Source organism: Planococcus shenhongbingii (assembly GCF_030413635.1).
Classification (GTDB): Bacteria; Bacillota; Bacilli; order Bacillales_A; family Planococcaceae; genus Planococcus; species Planococcus shenhongbingii.
This window is the reverse complement of the sequence record NZ_CP129235.1, coordinates 2,623,199-2,640,137: the sequence shown is the minus strand read 5'-3', so window position 1 is coordinate 2,640,137 and position 16,939 is coordinate 2,623,199. Positions and strand designations below refer to the sequence as shown.

The following is a 16,939-nucleotide window of genomic DNA, read 5'->3' as shown; positions in this document are numbered from 1 at the left end:
GAATGGAATTGTTGATTAAAAACGTGAAGATGCTGGAAAACGGAGAACTGACAGAGACGGATGTGCGAGTTGCACAAGGGAAGGTTAAGGAAATTGGAGCTAATTTGAATCCTAATGGAGAAAATGAAATAGACGGCAAAGGCCGGATGATCGCACCAGGATTTGTAGATGTTCATGTGCATTTGCGTGAACCAGGCGGCGAGCAAAAAGAAACAATCGAAAGCGGGACAAAATCTGCAGCCAAAGGCGGCTATACGACAATCTGTGCGATGCCGAATACACGTCCAGTGCCGGATACGAAAGAAAATCTGCAGCATGTCAACGATTTGATTGAGAAAAATGCGCTTATCCGAGTTTTGCCGTATGCTTCCATCACCATCCGGGAAGCCGGAAAAGAACGCACGAACTTGCAGGAACTTAAAGAAAACGGCGCTTTCGCTTTCACGGATGACGGAGTCGGCATACAGCAAGCGGGAATGATGTACGAAACGATGCTGGACGCTGCAAAGATCGATATGCCGGTTGTGGCACATTGTGAAGACAATAGCCTGATATATGACGGCGTCATGCATGAAGGCAGACGAAGCAGCGAACTTGGGCTTAATGGAATTCCATCGATTGCTGAATCGGTTCATATTGCTCGGGACATTCTGCTGGCGGAAGCAGCAGGTGCACATTATCACGTATGCCACGTTTCTACGAAAGAATCAGTCCGTGTCATCCGCGATGCAAAACGTGCAGGCATCCACGTAACGGCAGAAGTGACGCCGCACCATTTACTGCTGTCGGAAGACGATATTCCGGGAGATGACGCCAACTGGAAAATGAACCCGCCGCTTCGTGCCAAAGAAGATTTAGAAGCGCTGCACGAAGGCTTGCTGGACGGCACACTGGACTTTATTGCGACAGACCATGCACCGCACACATTGCAAGAAAAATCGAACGGCATGCAAAAAGCGCCTTTTGGCATCGTCGGATTTGAAACGGCGTTTCCGCTGCTGTATACAAAGTTCGTCGAAACCGGCAAATGGACGCTGCAGCAATTGATTGACTGGCTGACCATTAAACCAAGCGAAACATTCGGACTGCCTTATGGAACAATGGAAGTTGGCACAACAGCTGATTTAGTGCTGCTGGATTTGGAAAAAGAACAGCCAATCCAAATCAATGAATTTTTAACCAAAGGCAGAAATACTCCATTCGGCGGCTGGAGTTGCATCGGATGGCCGGCAATGACAATTTACGGTGGACAAATCGTATGGCAGGAGGAGACAAAATAATGAAACGGTATTTAATTCTAGAAGACGGAACGGTATTTGAAGGTACGGCATTCGGCAGCGACACTGCATCAGTGGGCGAAGTGGTGTTCAACACGAGCATGACAGGGTATCAGGAAATTTTATCGGATCCATCTTACTGCGGACAGATTGTCACCATGACGTACCCATTGATTGGCAATTACGGCATTAACAGCGATGATTTTGAATCCATCCAGCCTGCTGTAAAAGGCATGGTGGTCCGTGAAGTTGCCGAATATCCATCCAATTTCCGCTGCAACTCAACACTTGATGATTTATTCCGCATAAAAAATATTCCGGGAATTGCTGAAATAGATACCCGCAAATTGACGCGGCTGATTCGTTCCAAAGGCTCAATCAAAGGGGTTTTGACAGCTGCAGGCGAAGAAGTGAACGTCGATGAAGTGGTGGCAAAACTTAAGGGAACGGAAATGCCGAATAATCAAGTGGAGCAGGTTTCAACAGCACGCCCTTATCCAAGCCCTGGCCGCGGCAAACGGGTGGTTCTGATTGACTACGGCATGAAGCACGGCATCTTGCGTGAATTGAATAATCGGGATTGCGACGTGATCGTTGTCCCTTATAACACAACTTCTCAAGAAATTTTGGCTTGGGGGCCGGACGGTGTCATGTTGTCAAATGGTCCTGGAGATCCGAAAGACGTAGAACAATGTGTCGAGGTGGTTCGGGAACTACTCGGCCAAGTGCCGATTTTCGGAATTTGTCTGGGCCACCAGCTGTTTGCCCGTGCCTGTGGAGCCGAAACCTTCAAACTGAAATTCGGACATCGCGGCGGCAATCATCCGGTAAAAGATTTGGCGACAGGAAGAGTGGAAATCACTTCACAAAACCATGGCTATGCAGTGGATGAAGATACTTTGCAGGGCACGCGCCTGAAAGTAACGCATAGAGCGATCAACGACGGCACCAATGAAGGGCTCGCCCACTTGGATTACCCCGCGTTTACCGTGCAATATCATCCGGAATCATCACCTGGACCGGAAGATTCAAACTATCTGTTCGACCGTTTTATCGACATTATGAGCGCAACTCGAAAGGAGCAGCAATATGCCTAAAAGACAAGATATTCAAAGTATACTCGTAATCGGATCAGGTCCGATCGTTATTGGACAAGCTGCAGAATTTGACTATGCCGGAACACAAGCCTGCTTGGCATTAAAAGAAGAAGGCTACCGCGTCATTCTGATCAACTCCAACCCGGCAACAATCATGACCGATACAGAAATTGCAGATAAAGTGTATATCGAACCGATTACACTCGATTTTGTCAGCCGCATCCTTCGAAAAGAGCGTCCAGATGCTTTACTTCCGACACTTGGTGGGCAAACAGGGCTTAATATGGCCATAGAATTGGATGAGTCCGGAATTTTGGACGAACTGGGCATTGAAATTTTAGGCACGAAACTGGAAGCCATCCATAAAGCAGAAGACCGTGATTTGTTCAGGACATTGATGAACGAACTTGGAGAACCGGTTCCGGACTCAGATATCATCCATAACCTGGACGAAGCGAAAACTTTTGTCGAACGCGTGGGATTCCCAGTCATCGTCCGTCCAGCGTTCACTTTAGGCGGCACTGGAGGCGGGATTTGCCACACGCCAGAAGAACTGCGGGAAATCGTCACAAGCGGTTTGAAATACAGCCCCGTAACACAATGCCTGCTCGAAAAATCAATAGCCGGCCTTAAGGAAATTGAATATGAAGTCATGCGGGACGCCAATGATACGGCGATTGTAGTCTGCAATATGGAGAACGTCGATCCGGTCGGCATCCATACTGGCGACTCGATTGTTGTTGCACCAAGCCAAACGCTGTCCGACAGGGAATACCAGATGCTGCGCAATGTATCATTGAAAATCATCCGGGCTTTGAAAATCGAAGGCGGCTGCAACGTCCAGCTTGCACTAGATCCAGACAGCTTTAATTACTACATCATCGAAGTAAATCCGCGTGTCAGCCGTTCATCGGCACTGGCATCAAAAGCGACAGGCTATCCGATTGCCAAACTGGCTGCAAAAATTGCTGTTGGATTGACGCTGGATGAAATGATGAACCCGGTAACCGGACGCACTTACGCTTCGTTCGAACCGGCACTGGATTATGTAGTTGCGAAGATTCCGCGCTGGCCGTTCGATAAGTTCGAATCGGCAAAACGCAACTTGGGCACGCAAATGAAAGCGACAGGTGAAGTCATGGCGATGGGCCGTTCATTTGAAGAGGCGATTTTGAAAGCAGTACGGTCTCTTGAAACAGGCCAGTTCCATCTTGACTTGAAAAATGCTGATGCCATGAGTGATGAGTGGATCCAAAAACGCATTTGCCGTGCGGGCGATGAGCGCTTGTTCTTTATCGGGGAAGCACTCCGCCGCGGTGTGACAATTGAAACCATCCATGAGTGGAGCCAGATTGACCTGTTCTTCCTGAAGAAATTCCACAATATCGTCCAATACGAAAATGTCTTGAGCGACAATAGTTTTGATTATGCAACAGCGAAAAAAGCGAAACGCATGGGCTTTGCGGATAAAACCATCGCGAAATTATGGAATGTATCGGAGCAGGAAGTCTATAACTGGCGCAAAGAGCAGAAGCTGATGCCGGTCTATAAAATGGTCGACACGTGTGCAGCGGAATTCGAGTCGGAAACACCGTATTTCTACGGCACGTATGAAGATGAAAATGAATCAATTCGCACGGATAAAGAAAGCATCATCGTTCTTGGTTCTGGCCCGATCCGGATCGGCCAAGGCGTCGAGTTTGACTATGCAACTGTGCATTCCGTATGGGCCATCAAAGAAGCGGGATACGAAGCAATCATCATTAACAACAATCCAGAAACCGTATCGACAGACTTCTCAATTTCAGACAAATTGTATTTTGAGCCTTTAACCGTAGAAGACGTCATGCACATCGTTGAAATAGAACAGCCGAAAGGGGTAGTGGTTCAGTTTGGCGGACAGACAGCCATCAACTTGGCTGACAAGCTTGAACAAAATGGCGTGAAAATCCTTGGTACTTCTCTTGAAGACCTGGACCGCGCAGAAAACCGCAATAAATTCGAAGCGGCCTTGCATGAAATCGGCATTCCGCAGCCGCTTGGCAAAACAGCAGTGTCAGCAGAAGAAGCGGCTGTCATCGCCAATGACATCGGCTATCCGGTACTCGTTCGCCCTTCGTACGTTTTGGGTGGCCGCGCGATGGAAATCGTCTATAACGAAACGGACCTGCGCCATTATATGGAGCATGCCGTTGAAGCGAGCCCGGAACATCCGGTTCTTGTTGATAGATATTTGACAGGAATCGAAATCGAAGTTGATGCCATTTCAGACGGAGAGAATGTTTTAATTCCGGGGATCATGGAACATATCGAACGAGCAGGAGTCCATTCCGGAGATTCAATTGCGGTCTACCCGACGCAAAACATTTCACAGGATTTGCTCGATACATTAGTTGATTATACGACTCGCCTGGCAAAAGGCTTGAACATTGTCGGTTTGCTGAATATCCAGTACGTCATCTCGAAAGGTGAAGTGTTCGTAATCGAAGTGAATCCACGCTCGAGCCGGACAGTGCCGTTCATGAGCAAAATTACGGCGATTCCAATGGCCAATATCGCGATGAAAGCGATTCTTGGACAAAGCATCATCACTCAAGGCTTCACGCCAGGACTTGCACCGCTTTCAAAAGGCGTTTACGTAAAAGTGCCGGTATTTTCTTTCGCTAAACTGCGCCGCGTAGACATTACACTCGGACCTGAGATGAAATCGACAGGCGAAGTCATGGGGAAAGATTCAACGCTCGAAAAAGCTTTATACAAAGGACTTGTCGCAGCAGGCATGGAAGTTAAAGATCATGGGTCTGTATTGATGACGATTTCGGATAAAGATAAAGAAGAAGCAGTAGGCCTGGCAAAACGCTTTACAGCCATCGGCTACCAGATTATGGCTACCGAAGGAACTGCAAAATCATTGGAAGAAGCTGGCGTACGCGTTACGACAATCGGCAAAATTGGTTCAGAAGGAAAGACGCTGATTGATATGATCCAGAATGGCCATGCACAGCTGGTCATCAATACATTGACCAGAGGCAAACAGCCGGAACGGGACGGTTTCCGCATCCGCCGCGAATCTGTGGAAAATGGAGTCCCTTGCTTAACGTCACTCGACACAGCAGAAGCGATGCTGCGCGTCATCGAATCGATGACATTTTCAGCAGAAGAAATGGGAGCTGGCTTATGATTAAACAAGAACGCATGGTTGTTGCTAATCAGCAGGAAATTGCCCACCATATTTTCGAATTGACTGTGAAAGGCGAATTGACCGGGGAAATGAAAGCTCCGGGTCAATTTGTCCATGTGCGAGTAGCGGAAAGCTTTGAACCGCTGCTGCGCCGCCCAATTTCGGTAGCTTCCATTGATTATGCGAACTCTCAATTCACCATGATTTACCGGGCTGAAGGAAGAGGAACGACATTATTGTCCGAGAAAAGAATCGGCGACACAGTGGATATCCTTGGGCCACTTGGAAACGGTTTTCCGGTTGAGCAAGCTAAACAAAAAGCCTATTTGATCGGCGGAGGCATCGGAGTGCCGCCTCTTTATGAATTAGCGAAAGAACTGAATGAAAAAGGCATCGAAACCGTTCATATACTCGGTTTTGAAAGCAAACAAGCTGTCTTCTACGAAGACAAATTTAAGGCGCTGGGGGACACGCATATTGCGACAGTTGACGGGTCCCACGGCACGCAAGGGTTTGTGACTCATATTTTAAACGAACTGCCGAAGGACTTTGACACGTATTACAGCTGCGGACCTACTCCGATGCTTGAAGCCGTCCAATGGGCTTACCCGGAGAAGCAAGGTTTTCTGTCTTACGAACAGCGGATGGGCTGCGGTATCGGCGCATGTTTCGCCTGCGTCTGCCGAACGACAAAAAGTGAAATGGATTACATCAAAGTATGTTCTGATGGACCGGTATTTCCAGCGGGGGTAGTGATTGCATGACAAATTTAACAGTAAAACTTCCAGGGCTTGATTTAAAAAATCCAATTATGCCGGCATCCGGCTGTTTCGGTTTCGGCAAGGAATATGCACAGCTTTATGATTTATCGCAGCTCGGTGCCATCATGATTAAAGCGACAACGGTCGAAACGCGCCTCGGCAATCCGACGCCGCGTGTAGCTGAAACGGCATCAGGCATGCTGAATGCTATCGGGCTTCAGAATCCCGGCCTTGAAAAAGTGCTGGGTGAGGAACTGACGCGGCTCGAGCAATATGAGGTGCCGATCATCGCGAATGTAGCAGGAACCACGACAGAAGATTATGTGGAAGTGGCGAAAGCGATTTCCCAGTCACCGAACGTCCATGCACTTGAAATCAATATTTCATGCCCGAATGTCAAACAAGGCGGCATTACGTTCGGAACCGATCCAAATATCGCCAGAGAATTGACGCGCGCAGTAAAAGACGTTTCATCTGTTCCGGTTTACATCAAATTATCCCCGAACGTCACAGATATCGTATCAATCGCCAAAGCGGTTGAAGAAGGAGGGGCAGATGGCATCACGATGATCAATACGCTGCTTGGCATGCGCCTGGATGCGAAAACTGGGCGTCCGGTCATTGCCAATATCACCGGAGGATTGTCCGGCCCTGCAGTAAAACCGGTTGCACTTCGCATGGTTTATGAAGTTCGGAAGCAAACAGATTTGCCGATTATCGGAATGGGCGGGATTGCAGATATCGAAGACGTCATTGACTTTTTATCCGCCGGCGCCAATGCCGTAGCAGTAGGGACGGCTAACTTTGTCAATCCGTTCGTGTGCCCGGAAATCATCAGTCAATTACCGGAGAAATTGCATGACCTCGGTTATGAATCCGTTGAAGAACTAGTCGGAAGGAGCCACCGTCTGTGAACAAACCCATTATTGCCCTAGACTTTTCATCAAAACAACAAGTAGAGGAATTTTTGTCCAAGTTCGATGAACCGCTTTTTGTCAAAGTCGGCATGGAACTTTTCTATCAAGAAGGACCGGAACTGGTGCGCAGCATCAAAGCGATGGGCCATCAGATTTTTCTGGATTTGAAACTGCATGATATCCCGAACACTGTGGAAGCAGCGATGCGCGGGTTAGCGAAACTGGGCGTAGACTTAACCAATGTCCATGCAGCAGGCGGCTTTGAAATGATGGAGGCAGCGAAACGAGGATTGAAAGGTTCTGATACAAAACTGATTGCGGTGACTCAGTTGACTTCCACCGACGAATCGCAGATGCACGAAAACCAATTAATTTACGTTAGCCTCGAAGAATCGGTGCTGCATTATGCCAAACTGGCAAAATGGGCTGGCCTGGATGGAGTGGTGTGCTCAGTTCTGGAAGCAAGCAGCATCTCCGAGGTATGCGGGCAGGAATTTTTGAAAGTCACTCCGGGCATCCGTTTGGCAAACGCTGCAGCGGACGACCAAAAACGGGTAGCGACTCCGGGGAAAGCCCGCGAGCAAGGCTCTACACATATCGTGGTCGGTCGGGCAATCACTAAATCGGAAAATCCAGCAGCAAGTTATCACCAAATTAAAAACGAATGGAGCGGCCAAGTATGAAACAACATATCGCGAGGCAATTATTGTATATCGGAGCGGTTGAGCTGCGTCCCCAAGATCCATTCACATGGGCATCCGGCATCAAATCACCAATCTATTGCGACAACCGGCTGACGATGTCTTATCCGGCTGTACGAAAAGAAATTGCCAAAGGTTTAGCGGGCCTGATCAATGAATTTTACGCTGACTGTGAAGTGGTCGCCGGTACAGCAACGGCGGGGATTCCCCACGCGGCATGGGTCAGTGATTTATTGGACTTGCCGATGGTTTATGTCCGTTCGAAAGCGAAAGAACATGGCCAAGGCAATATGGTCGAAGGCAAAGTGGAAGCTGGAAAAAAAGTGGTCGTTGTGGAAGATTTGATTTCTAAAGGCGGTTCAGTCTTGCAGGCAGCAGAAGGATTGAAAGCGGCTGGCTTCGACGTGCTTGGCATCGTGGCGATATTTACATACGATTTACCGCAGTCAATCGAAGCGATTACTGGCGCCGGATTTACGTTCCATACCTTGACGAATTTCCCGGCTCTTGTTGAAGAAGCAATGGAAATGAACGCCATTTCAGAAGAGGATATGCCAATGCTTGCCGATTGGCATGAAAGTTTGAAAGCAGGAACGTTGGGAAGCTGACCTTGGGGTCGGCTTTTTTATTGTTGGACAGTATTTGGTTGATTGCGGACAGTATTAAGGCTTTAGCGGACAGTATTCATAGCACAGCGGACAGTATTTGCACCGAACCGGACAGTAAGTGAAAAATTGTAAAATATATCTCTACCTGCTGCACTAAATGTCATAGCGGCCTTGCCAGCAATTGGACTTAATGGGAGAGGTCTTGGTTTTCAAAATCATCTGTTCAACTTAGTTCAGCAGAAGAAGGTGGTTTCTGCCATTGCAGGAAGATTACTAATTGCTGAAACTAAAATAATCACGCAAATCAACAAAAAAAAACTGAGTTTCGTGTATGATAGAAGCAAAGAGCATCTTTAGATAGAAAGGATGAAATGCATGCAAGTTAATCAACAGCAAATCAACAATTGGAAACAGCAATATCCTTTATTGGAGGACGTACTTTCTTTAAGGCCGGTATTCTGGCAGAATCCGAAACAAACCTCTATGGATAACGTTCCGCCAATGGCAGTTTCCTTAGAGGATATGGAACAAGCGGAATTATTATGGCAGCGTTTCGCTCCCTTTTTGGCTAAAGAATTCGAAGATGCGGAACCTTCGGATGGCATCATCGAGTCACCGCTTAGAGAAATTACAGAAATGAAAAAAGCGCTGAATGCACATTACCATACGAATATACAAGGAAACTTATACTTGAAATGCGACAACGAATTGCCGATAGCGGGATCAATTAAAGCTCGCGGTGGCGTGTATGAAGTACTGTATTTGGCAGAACAACTGGCAATAAAAGCAGGATTGATTTCAAAAGAGGAAAATTATGAAATGTTTTCCAAACCGGCTTTTAGGCAGTTTTTCAGCAATTATTCGATTGGCGTTGGATCTACTGGAAACTTGGGACTCAGCATCGGCATCATAGGTGCGAGGCTTGGTTTTCAGACCTCCGTATATATGTCATCGGATGCCAAGCAGTGGAAAAAAGACTTGCTTCGCCAAAAAGGTGCCATTGTTTATGAATGTGAAGGGGATTTCAGCAAAGCGATAACGCTTGGCAGGGAACGGACGCAAGCGGATCCAAATGCTTACTTTGTAGACGATGAAAAGTCGAAACAACTATTTCTTGGTTATAGCGTCGCAGCTTTCCGTTTGAAACAGCAGCTTGAAGAAAAACAAGTTGCAGTTGATGCGGATCATCCTTTATTTGTCTATTTGCCATGCGGCGTCGGTGGTGCTCCTGGCGGCATCACATTTGGATTGAAACAAGTTTTCGGTGATGCTGTGCATTGCTTTTTTGTGGAACCGACGCATTCGCCGGCGGTATTGATCGGATTGCTGACAGGCGAAAAAGAGAAAGTCAGCGTTCAGGATTTTGGCATCGATAACCGGACGGAAGCAGATGGATTGGCAGTAGGCCGGCCTTCTAGTTTTGCCTCTTCTATCAGCGAAAAGCTGGTGAGCGGGGTTTACACTTTGGAAGACGGTGAATTGTTTAAATTGCTCGTAATGCTATCGGACAGTGAAGGCATCTCCGTTGAGCCTTCTGCGACTGCCGGCTTAAAAGGCCCAGGAGAAGTGCTGGGAAGTGATTATATAGCAAACCATGGCTTAAATGAAGAGATGATCACCCATATTGTCTGGGCGACAGGCGGGAACTTGGTCCCTCGGGAAGACATGGAACGTTTTTATGCAAAGGGAATGGAAATTTTGAATGATCAATTGAAATATTAAACTACCTCCTCTTTTAAATTTTTAAAAGGCAAGTATTTCTGAGATTGCCTTGCAAACAGTAGTTATTCAGCAGACAAGTGTCGTTGGAAAATTGAAGACTCTACTCAACAGATGCATTTTCTATTGGAACCCAATATCTGCTTTTTTAAGAACAGCCGTAAATGGCTGTTCTTTTCAATTTTTAAAGGACTTATAAAAACTTATATCGAATAAGAAAGATAACAAATTTCGGAAGAAAGGAGGAGAAACAAATGGCAGTGAAAGCTAAAGAAATCTATGTGAATTTGCCAGTGAAGGACCTGCAAAAATCGAAAGACTTTTTCAGCAGCCTGGGGTTTGAATTTAATGAGGAAATGACCAATGAGCAAGGCGCCTGTATGATGGTTGGAGAAAACATTTACGTTATGCTGTTAACAGAGGCATTTTTTAAGACATTCACGAAAAAAGAGTTAGCAGATGCAACCCGCAACACGGAAGTCATTACAGCGATTTCAGCGGATAGCCGGGAAGAAGTGGATGAAATGGTCAATAAGGCGCTTGCCGCAGGCGGTACAGCTTCTAATGACCGAATGGACGATGAGTATATGTACGGCTGGAGTTTTCAGGATGTGGATGGGCATCTTTGGGAAGTCATTTATATGCCACAACAAAGTTAAGGGCAAGAGTCAAAAGCTGCTATATCCAAGCAGCTTTTGACTTTTTTTGCGGAGAAAACACGGAACGCCGGCTTATATTTCCTACTCATTTGTTTTTCTTTTTTGATAACAGGATAAAAATGTAAAAATAATTCCCGAATTTGGAAACTTAAATAGTTTTGCTTCGTATAATCCTATAGACAGGTAAAATATGGAGGTGTTTTTTTGGTAAAGTCAGCAGCTATGCAATTGATTGATTTAAAGAAAACCATCGGAAACAAATCAATTATCAAAGGATTAAGCTTCGATATAAAGGCTGGAGAAGTATTTGGATTCTTAGGGCCGAACGGCGCCGGTAAAACGACGACAATCCGCATGATGGTAGGACTGATGAATATTACAGAAGGGGATGTAATAATCCAAGGAAAAAGCATTAAAAATGATTATAAAGGAGCCATCCGGCATGTCGGAGCAATTGTGGAAAATCCGGAAATGTATCCCTTTATGAGCGGCATGAAAAATTTACAGCATTTTGCCCGTATGATGGAAGGAATTACCCCTGAACGGATCCAAGAAGTGGTGTCATTGGTAGGTCTGGATAAAGCCATCCATGAAAAAGCGGGACGCTATTCTCTTGGAATGCGCCAGCGCCTTGGCATTGCACAGGCATTGCTGCATAGGCCTTCAATTTTGATACTTGATGAACCGACGAACGGACTTGATCCTTCAGGCATCCGTGAAATCCGGAAATACATACGCAATTTGGCAGAACAGGAAAATGTGGCGGTCATTGTTTCCAGCCATCTATTGTCTGAAATCGAATTGATGTGCGACCGGATTGGCATCATTAAAAATGGTGAATTGATTGCCATAGAATCCATTAAAAGCATCGAAGTCCAAAACGATGTAAAAGATGTGCATATTGAAGTCCATCCGCTTGAATCAGCAAAGGATTTCCTGGAAGCACATACAGCGCATAAAGTGACGGTACATAAAAAAGAGCTGGTCTTATCCCTGACAAAAGAACAAATCCCTAAAGTTTTGAAAGAATTGATTCATAAAGGAATGGATGTTTACGGAGTGCGGGTGCTCCAATCTACATTGGAAGACAAATTCTTTGATCTGATAGGGGAGAATACAATTGAATAATTTTCTGAAGTTGGTTTGGAATGAACAAATCAAACTGTATTCAAAAAAATCGGCTTGGATCATGATTGCATTTATAGCGATGGCCGCTTTGGTCGGCGGATTGGTGAATACGTTTATGGATACGGATATATTGAAAACTGAATACGGGGAAAACTGGAAAGAAGAACTGCAAACAGAAAATGTGAAGCTTACAGCTGAAATGGAGCAGGATGAATTTGCCTCGTTCAGCAATCCGATGATCATTGAAAAAAACAATTATCATCTTGAAAATAATATAAAACCTAAACCTTACGACGCCTGGGAATATGTGCTGGAAAATGCCATGATCTCTTCGCTTCTCAGTTTGTTTACCATTATCGTGGCTGCCGGTATTATCGCCAATGAGTTCCAGTGGGGAACCATCAAGCTTCTGCTGATCCGGCCGATTTCGCGGACAAAGATTTTACTTGCGAAATATGTATCCGTGCTGGTTTTTGCAGCGACATTATTAGTATCGCTGCTTATATTTTCATGGGTTATCGGTGCGCTATTCTTCGGAGTCAACGGTTTGTCGCCAAACATCGTCATATCGACAGCTGATGGATTCGCGGAAAGTAATGTTATTAAGGAGATTTTGGTGTCTTACGGATTTAAAATGGTGACGCTTGTGATGATGGCAACATTTGCATTTATGATCTCGACTATCTTCAGAAGCAGCAGCATGGCAATCGGGCTGGCAATTTTTCTGATGATGGCTGGAAGTACAATGATGTCATTCGTGTCCCGATACGAATGGTCGAAATATATCCTGTTTGCGAATACGAACTTAATGCAATACTTTAATGGAGCACAGCCCCTGGTGGAAGGAATGACACTGACATTCTCTATTATTGTACTGGGTGTCTATTTTGTAGTGTTCCATGCAGCCGCTTGGATCGCTTTTACAAAACGGGACGTGGCGGGGCATTAACGGACCAGAAAAAATCATATGTAACAAACGCAAAAGGCTTCCATAAAAGGAAGCCTTTTTTGTGTTGATGATTTCTTCTTCACAAAAAATCTGCAAAGCGTTTTTCTAAATAATTTTGCAGAATGGTCATGACAGAACAAATTGCCCAATAAATGAGCGCCACTAGAATCAATAATGTCAGCAAATCGTATTCACGTGCCCCGACGATTCGGGCTTTTTGAAAAATTTCCGGAACCGTGATCATCGCTGCTAAAGAAGAGGCTTTGATCAAGTCCAGAAAAACATTTGAAAGCGGGGGCACGGCAATCCGGACAGACTGCGGCAGTATAATCCGCTGCATCGTTTGCCAGTAGGACAGGCCGAGTGCAGTTGATGACTCCCATTGCCCTTTGTCAACTGAAGCTAATGAGGACCGGAATACTTCAGCGATATAGGCAGCGGAGTTGATGGTGAAGCCAATTAAAGCAGCCTGCAATGCGGTGAACTCGATGCCGATTACCGGCAAGGCAAAATACAGCAAAAACAAAATGACCAAAATCGGGACGCCTCGCATAAAGGAGATATAGAGGCGTGCCGGCCATTGAAGCAAGATGAGTTTGGAAGTGCGGGCAAGCGCCAGGAAAAAACCGATAATCAGTCCCAATCCCATGCTCACTATCGAAATCAGCAAGGTGTACCAGATGCCTTCCAATACATAAGGAAGGGATTCAATCGCCAATGCCGGATCAAAGAGCAGCCCCCATTCAATATCACTCATGACAAACCCTCCATTTTAATGACTTACTCAATATCCGGTTTTACCGATACATCTGCACCATCGAAAAACTCAGCGGAAATCTTAGAAATCGTTCCGTCCGCCAGCATTTCTTCTAATACTTTATTAACGTTTTCAGCAAGTTCCGTGTTGTCTTTATTCATTACAAGGCCAACTTCTGATGGGCTGTACTTGATGTCAGGATGAATTGTAATGTTCAGCTCAGGAAAAGCAGCTACTCCAAACTTCGACAAATAATAGTCATTCAAAATGACATCGGTTCGGCCGATTGATACATCGCGCAAATACACTTCGTTTGTCGCATTATCATAAGTCACTTCTTCAGCTCCATAGTCCCGGGCAAGTTCCATATAAATGGATGTAGAAGCGCCAGCAGCTTTTTTGCCTTTCAAGTCTTCCAGCGTTTTGATGCCGGATAAATCATCTTTTCGAACAACTGCTGTGCCATAAGAATATTTGATAGGCGTAGAGAAGGTGAATTTATCCAAACGGTCTTCCGAAATTTCGATGTCGTTTGCTGCGATATCGATTTGGCCAGTGTTGACGCTTGTCAGCATCTCGTCAAACCCGAGCTCTTTGAATTCAATATCCAAATCCAGGCGAGTGCCCAGCTCACGGACGACTTCCACTTCAAAACCGGTCAGTTTATCAGATTCTGCATCCCGGAACGAAGTGGCAAGAAGTGTTCCGGAAGTCGCAACGGTCATGGAGCCTTGTTCCTGAATTTCGTCCCATGCTGTTTTGGTTTCAGCGGATTCTGCTGTATCGCTGCTATTATTGCCGCAGCCTGCTAATAAAACCATTGATGCGACGCCAGTCGCCACCAGCCAATTTGGCTTGTTGAAAAAAGTAATCATATGTATAAGCCTCCCAAAATTTATGTTCTTTAAAAAGATAGCATTTACTTTGAATTCAAGCAATGCAATCAATTCATTTAATAATAATTTTGTTATGTAAACTAACACACGTGCAGAAGCATATTTAACGATTAACCGAGCTTATTTTAACTGTTACTGTGCGTATTTCTTTGTTTATAGGGCGCATGTTTATTTTTACCGAGCATATTTCATATAAAAAACGGAAAAGCGCAAAGCTTTCCCGTCAATATCACTTATTTTTTAATTTAATGATCAAATCTTCATCGGGTGTGACAAAAACGGTTTTTTGTTCAAAATAGATGACAAAACCGGGTTTTGAACCATTTGGTTTTTTCACTTGGCGAACTTCTGTGTAATCGACCGGAACTGAACTCGACTCTCGAGCTTTACTGAAGTATGCAGCAATCGTGGCTGCTTCCGTAATCGTTGTTTCATCAGGCTCATGTGAATGAATGATGACATGCGATCCAGGAATATCCTTGGTATGAAGCCACGTATCGGACTTAGCGGCGACTTTGAATGTGACATAATCGTTTTGTTTGTTGTTTTTGCCGACCGAAATGGGGACGCCGGTGCTGGATACATATGATTCAACGGAAGGTTTCGTCGGTTTTTTCTTCTTCTTCGATTTCTGTGCTTTCATGAAACCCTGTTCTGCCAGTTCCTCCCGGATTTCTTCGATATCGGAAATCCCCGCTTGCTGGACCTGCTGCATAAGGGTTTCAAAATAGTAGATGTCTTCAATAGTCTTTTCAATTTGTTCTTGGGTTTTAATCAACGCGGTTTTCGCTTTTTGGTAGCGCGAATAATATTTCTGCGAGTTCTCGATCGGCGTTTTCCTAGGATCAAGTGTGATGGTGACTTTTTCATCGTTGTAATAATTGTCGACTTCAATCTCTTTCGTGCCTTTTGTAATGCGATGGAGATTGGCCATGATCAATTCACCGTTTAACTGCAGCTGATCACGTTTTTCCGCCTGGTCTTGTTCTTTTTTCAATTTTTTAAGTTTTAATTTCAGTTTGGCGATTTCGTTTTGAAGCCAGCGTTCCAAGTCGCCTGCTTGCTGTTTAACGCGATCACGTTCCGCTTTGGCGTAATACATGCGGTCAAGAAGCTCCCCAAGCGTTGGGAATACCATTTCAGTGCCATTGATATGCGTCAGTTGAGTGGCGGAGAAAAAGCTTTTTCCTTCAAGTTCTATGTAGTAGCCGGTTGGCTGTTCTTTTAGAAAGTCCTGTAGAAAATGGTCAGCGATTTCTTTTTTATTGTCAGCCTGTTCCATCCGGAAATAAAGTTCGCGCGCATTTAATGGAGAGAATCCGGCAAAAGTGCTGACGATTTCCTTCTCTTCGAATTCTGCCAAGCCATTAGAAGCTTCAAAAGGATTTTGCTTTTCTTGGGAAGGCGGGAATACATAGGGCTGGCCCGGCAAAATCGTACGGAAGGAGTTGACACTCGGCGGCAAATGCTTCAAGCTGTCGAGAATCATCATACGCTCTGAATCAACCAGGATGATGTTTGAATGGCGGCCCATAATTTCTATATGGAGCTCTCTTTCAATGTCATCGCCGATTTCGTTTTTGCTTTTGATTTTCAAAATGACCAAACGGTCCATTTCATGCTGGATGACTTCCGTTATCACACCGCCCTCGATATGTTTGCGGAGAAGCATACAAAACATCGGAGGTTCGGATGGGTTGATGTTCGCCGCCGCTGTCAAGTGGATGCGCGAATACGAAGGATGAATTGAAATCAGTAATTTATGGTTTTTTCCTTGTGCGCGGATATGCAATAACAGTTCAAGCTGGTTAGGCTGATGAACTTTTGAAATTCTGCCTGACACAAGTTGTTGAAGCTCACGTGTCATTGCTTTTGTGAATAATCCATCAAATGCCATTAAAAATCCCTCTTTCAAATCGTTTTGTTCCATCTTATCATTTTCACGGTATAATATGATATAATAAGACAGTTAGAAAGAAAACGAACAACGAAGATCAGTTGCGATGGCGGTGATAAGGATGAAGAAATCGGTGAAATTTATTTCTCTTGGCGGCGGCAACGCCGTTTCAGTAAGCCGGATTGTTTCAATTATAACGCCGGATTCCGCGCCGTCTAAGCGGCTGATCCAAGAAGCACGGAGCAAAGGTTTGCTGATCGATGCGACCGGAGGGAAAAAGACCAAGTCCATCTTTATCATGGACAGTGACCATGTGGTAATTTCCTCTGTATCGGCTGAAACTGCGATTGCGCGTGCGGAAGAAAATGATGATGAGACGAATGAGGGATAAA

General features: G+C 45.3%; 15 protein-coding genes. 12 read left to right on the top strand and 3 right to left on the bottom strand.

Annotation, left to right across the window (positions count from 1 at the left end; translation table 11 throughout):
* Positions 1–2 precede the first annotated feature (2 nt).
* The 11 genes from pyrC (at position 3) to QWY16_RS13005 (ending at position 12,997) form a co-directional block, all read left to right on the top strand.
* Positions 3–1,280: a dihydroorotase gene (gene pyrC, locus QWY16_RS13055; RefSeq protein WP_300989657.1), complete on the top strand. Its 1,278-nt coding sequence runs from the start codon at positions 3–5 to the stop codon at positions 1,278–1,280.
* The gene (locus QWY16_RS13050) at positions 1,277–2,374 is read left to right on the top strand and encodes a carbamoyl phosphate synthase small subunit (protein ID WP_300993443.1); all 1,098 of its coding nucleotides are present in this window, start codon (positions 1,277–1,279) and stop codon (positions 2,372–2,374) included. The genes pyrC and QWY16_RS13050 overlap by 4 nt, the downstream gene beginning before the upstream one ends.
* The gene (gene carB / locus QWY16_RS13045; protein WP_300989656.1) at positions 2,367–5,555 is read left to right on the top strand and encodes a carbamoyl-phosphate synthase large subunit; all 3,189 of its coding nucleotides are present in this window, start codon (positions 2,367–2,369) and stop codon (positions 5,553–5,555) included. The genes QWY16_RS13050 and carB overlap by 8 nt, the downstream gene beginning before the upstream one ends.
* Entirely contained in the window at positions 5,552–6,319 is a 768-nt protein-coding gene (locus QWY16_RS13040; RefSeq protein ID WP_300989655.1) for a dihydroorotate dehydrogenase electron transfer subunit, read from the top strand. Before carB ends, QWY16_RS13040 begins: the two co-directional genes overlap by 4 nt.
* Positions 6,316–7,230 (top strand): dihydroorotate dehydrogenase, encoded by a 915-nt coding sequence (locus QWY16_RS13035; RefSeq protein WP_300989654.1) that lies wholly within the window; start codon positions 6,316–6,318, stop codon positions 7,228–7,230. The genes QWY16_RS13040 and QWY16_RS13035 overlap by 4 nt, the downstream gene beginning before the upstream one ends.
* Entirely contained in the window at positions 7,227–7,916 is a 690-nt protein-coding gene (pyrF, locus tag QWY16_RS13030; protein ID WP_300989653.1) for an orotidine-5'-phosphate decarboxylase, read from the top strand. Before QWY16_RS13035 ends, pyrF begins: the two co-directional genes overlap by 4 nt.
* Positions 7,913–8,542, top strand: coding sequence for an orotate phosphoribosyltransferase (gene pyrE, locus QWY16_RS13025; protein WP_300989652.1), 630 nt, complete (start codon positions 7,913–7,915; stop codon positions 8,540–8,542). Before pyrF ends, pyrE begins: the two co-directional genes overlap by 4 nt.
* Positions 8,543–8,917: 375 nt before the next feature.
* Positions 8,918–10,264: a D-serine ammonia-lyase gene (dsdA, locus tag QWY16_RS13020; RefSeq protein ID WP_300989651.1), complete on the top strand. Its 1,347-nt coding sequence runs from the start codon at positions 8,918–8,920 to the stop codon at positions 10,262–10,264.
* A gap of 251 nt (positions 10,265–10,515) precedes the next feature.
* Positions 10,516–10,920 carry a VOC family protein gene (locus QWY16_RS13015; RefSeq protein WP_300989650.1) on the top strand — a complete coding sequence of 135 codons (405 nt, stop codon included), beginning with the start codon at positions 10,516–10,518 and terminating at the stop codon, positions 10,918–10,920.
* Between the two features lie 222 nt (positions 10,921–11,142).
* Positions 11,143–12,048, top strand: coding sequence for an ABC transporter ATP-binding protein (locus QWY16_RS13010; RefSeq protein ID WP_300993441.1), 906 nt, complete (start codon positions 11,143–11,145; stop codon positions 12,046–12,048).
* On the top strand, positions 12,041–12,997 hold the full coding sequence (locus tag QWY16_RS13005) for an ABC transporter permease (protein WP_300989649.1): 957 nt from the start codon (positions 12,041–12,043) through the stop codon (positions 12,995–12,997). Before QWY16_RS13010 ends, QWY16_RS13005 begins: the two co-directional genes overlap by 8 nt.
* Positions 12,998–13,076: 79 nt before the next feature.
* On the opposite strand, the gene QWY16_RS13000 is transcribed toward QWY16_RS13005, so the two are convergent.
* The 3 genes from QWY16_RS13000 to QWY16_RS12990 all read right to left on the bottom strand — a co-directional run bounded on the left by QWY16_RS13000 (position 13,077) and on the right by QWY16_RS12990 (position 16,547).
* Positions 13,077–13,754 (bottom strand): amino acid ABC transporter permease, encoded by a 678-nt coding sequence (locus QWY16_RS13000; protein ID WP_300989648.1) that lies wholly within the window; start codon positions 13,752–13,754, stop codon positions 13,077–13,079.
* A 23-nt stretch (positions 13,755–13,777) separates the two neighbouring features.
* On the bottom strand, positions 13,778–14,629 hold the full coding sequence (locus QWY16_RS12995; RefSeq protein WP_300989647.1) for a transporter substrate-binding domain-containing protein: 852 nt from the start codon (positions 14,627–14,629) through the stop codon (positions 13,778–13,780).
* A 250-nt stretch (positions 14,630–14,879) separates the two neighbouring features.
* On the bottom strand, positions 14,880–16,547 hold the full coding sequence (locus QWY16_RS12990; protein ID WP_300989646.1) for an Rqc2 family fibronectin-binding protein: 1,668 nt from the start codon (positions 16,545–16,547) through the stop codon (positions 14,880–14,882).
* 121 nt (positions 16,548–16,668) lie between these two features.
* On the opposite strand from QWY16_RS12990, the gene QWY16_RS12985 reads away from it, so the two are divergent.
* Complete coding sequence (locus QWY16_RS12985; RefSeq protein ID WP_300989645.1) at positions 16,669–16,938, top strand: extracellular matrix/biofilm biosynthesis regulator RemA family protein; 270 nt, start codon at positions 16,669–16,671, stop codon at positions 16,936–16,938.
* Position 16,939: the final 1 nt, after the last annotated feature.

Bases quoted from the DNA above. Each gene is read 5' to 3' on its own strand.
- QWY16_RS13035 (WP_300989654.1), top strand. From the start codon at position 6,316: ATGACAAATTTAACAGTAAAACTTCCAGGGCTTGATTTAAAAAATCCA.
- QWY16_RS13000 (WP_300989648.1), bottom strand. From the start codon at position 13,754: ATGAGTGATATTGAATGGGGGCTGCTCTTTGATCCGGCATTGGCGATT.
- QWY16_RS12985 (WP_300989645.1), top strand. From the start codon at position 16,669: ATGAAGAAATCGGTGAAATTTATTTCTCTTGGCGGCGGCAACGCCGTT.
- QWY16_RS13010 (WP_300993441.1), top strand. From the start codon at position 11,143: ATGCAATTGATTGATTTAAAGAAAACCATCGGAAACAAATCAATTATC.
- QWY16_RS12990 (WP_300989646.1), bottom strand. From the start codon at position 16,547: ATGGCATTTGATGGATTATTCACAAAAGCAATGACACGTGAGCTTCAA.
- dsdA (WP_300989651.1), top strand. From the start codon at position 8,918: ATGCAAGTTAATCAACAGCAAATCAACAATTGGAAACAGCAATATCCT.
- carB (WP_300989656.1), top strand. From the start codon at position 2,367: ATGCCTAAAAGACAAGATATTCAAAGTATACTCGTAATCGGATCAGGT.
- pyrE (WP_300989652.1), top strand. From the start codon at position 7,913: ATGAAACAACATATCGCGAGGCAATTATTGTATATCGGAGCGGTTGAG.
- QWY16_RS12995 (WP_300989647.1), bottom strand. From the start codon at position 14,629: ATGATTACTTTTTTCAACAAGCCAAATTGGCTGGTGGCGACTGGCGTC.
- pyrC (WP_300989657.1), top strand. From the start codon at position 3: ATGGAATTGTTGATTAAAAACGTGAAGATGCTGGAAAACGGAGAACTG.
- QWY16_RS13015 (WP_300989650.1), top strand. From the start codon at position 10,516: ATGGCAGTGAAAGCTAAAGAAATCTATGTGAATTTGCCAGTGAAGGAC.
- QWY16_RS13040 (WP_300989655.1), top strand. From the start codon at position 5,552: ATGATTAAACAAGAACGCATGGTTGTTGCTAATCAGCAGGAAATTGCC.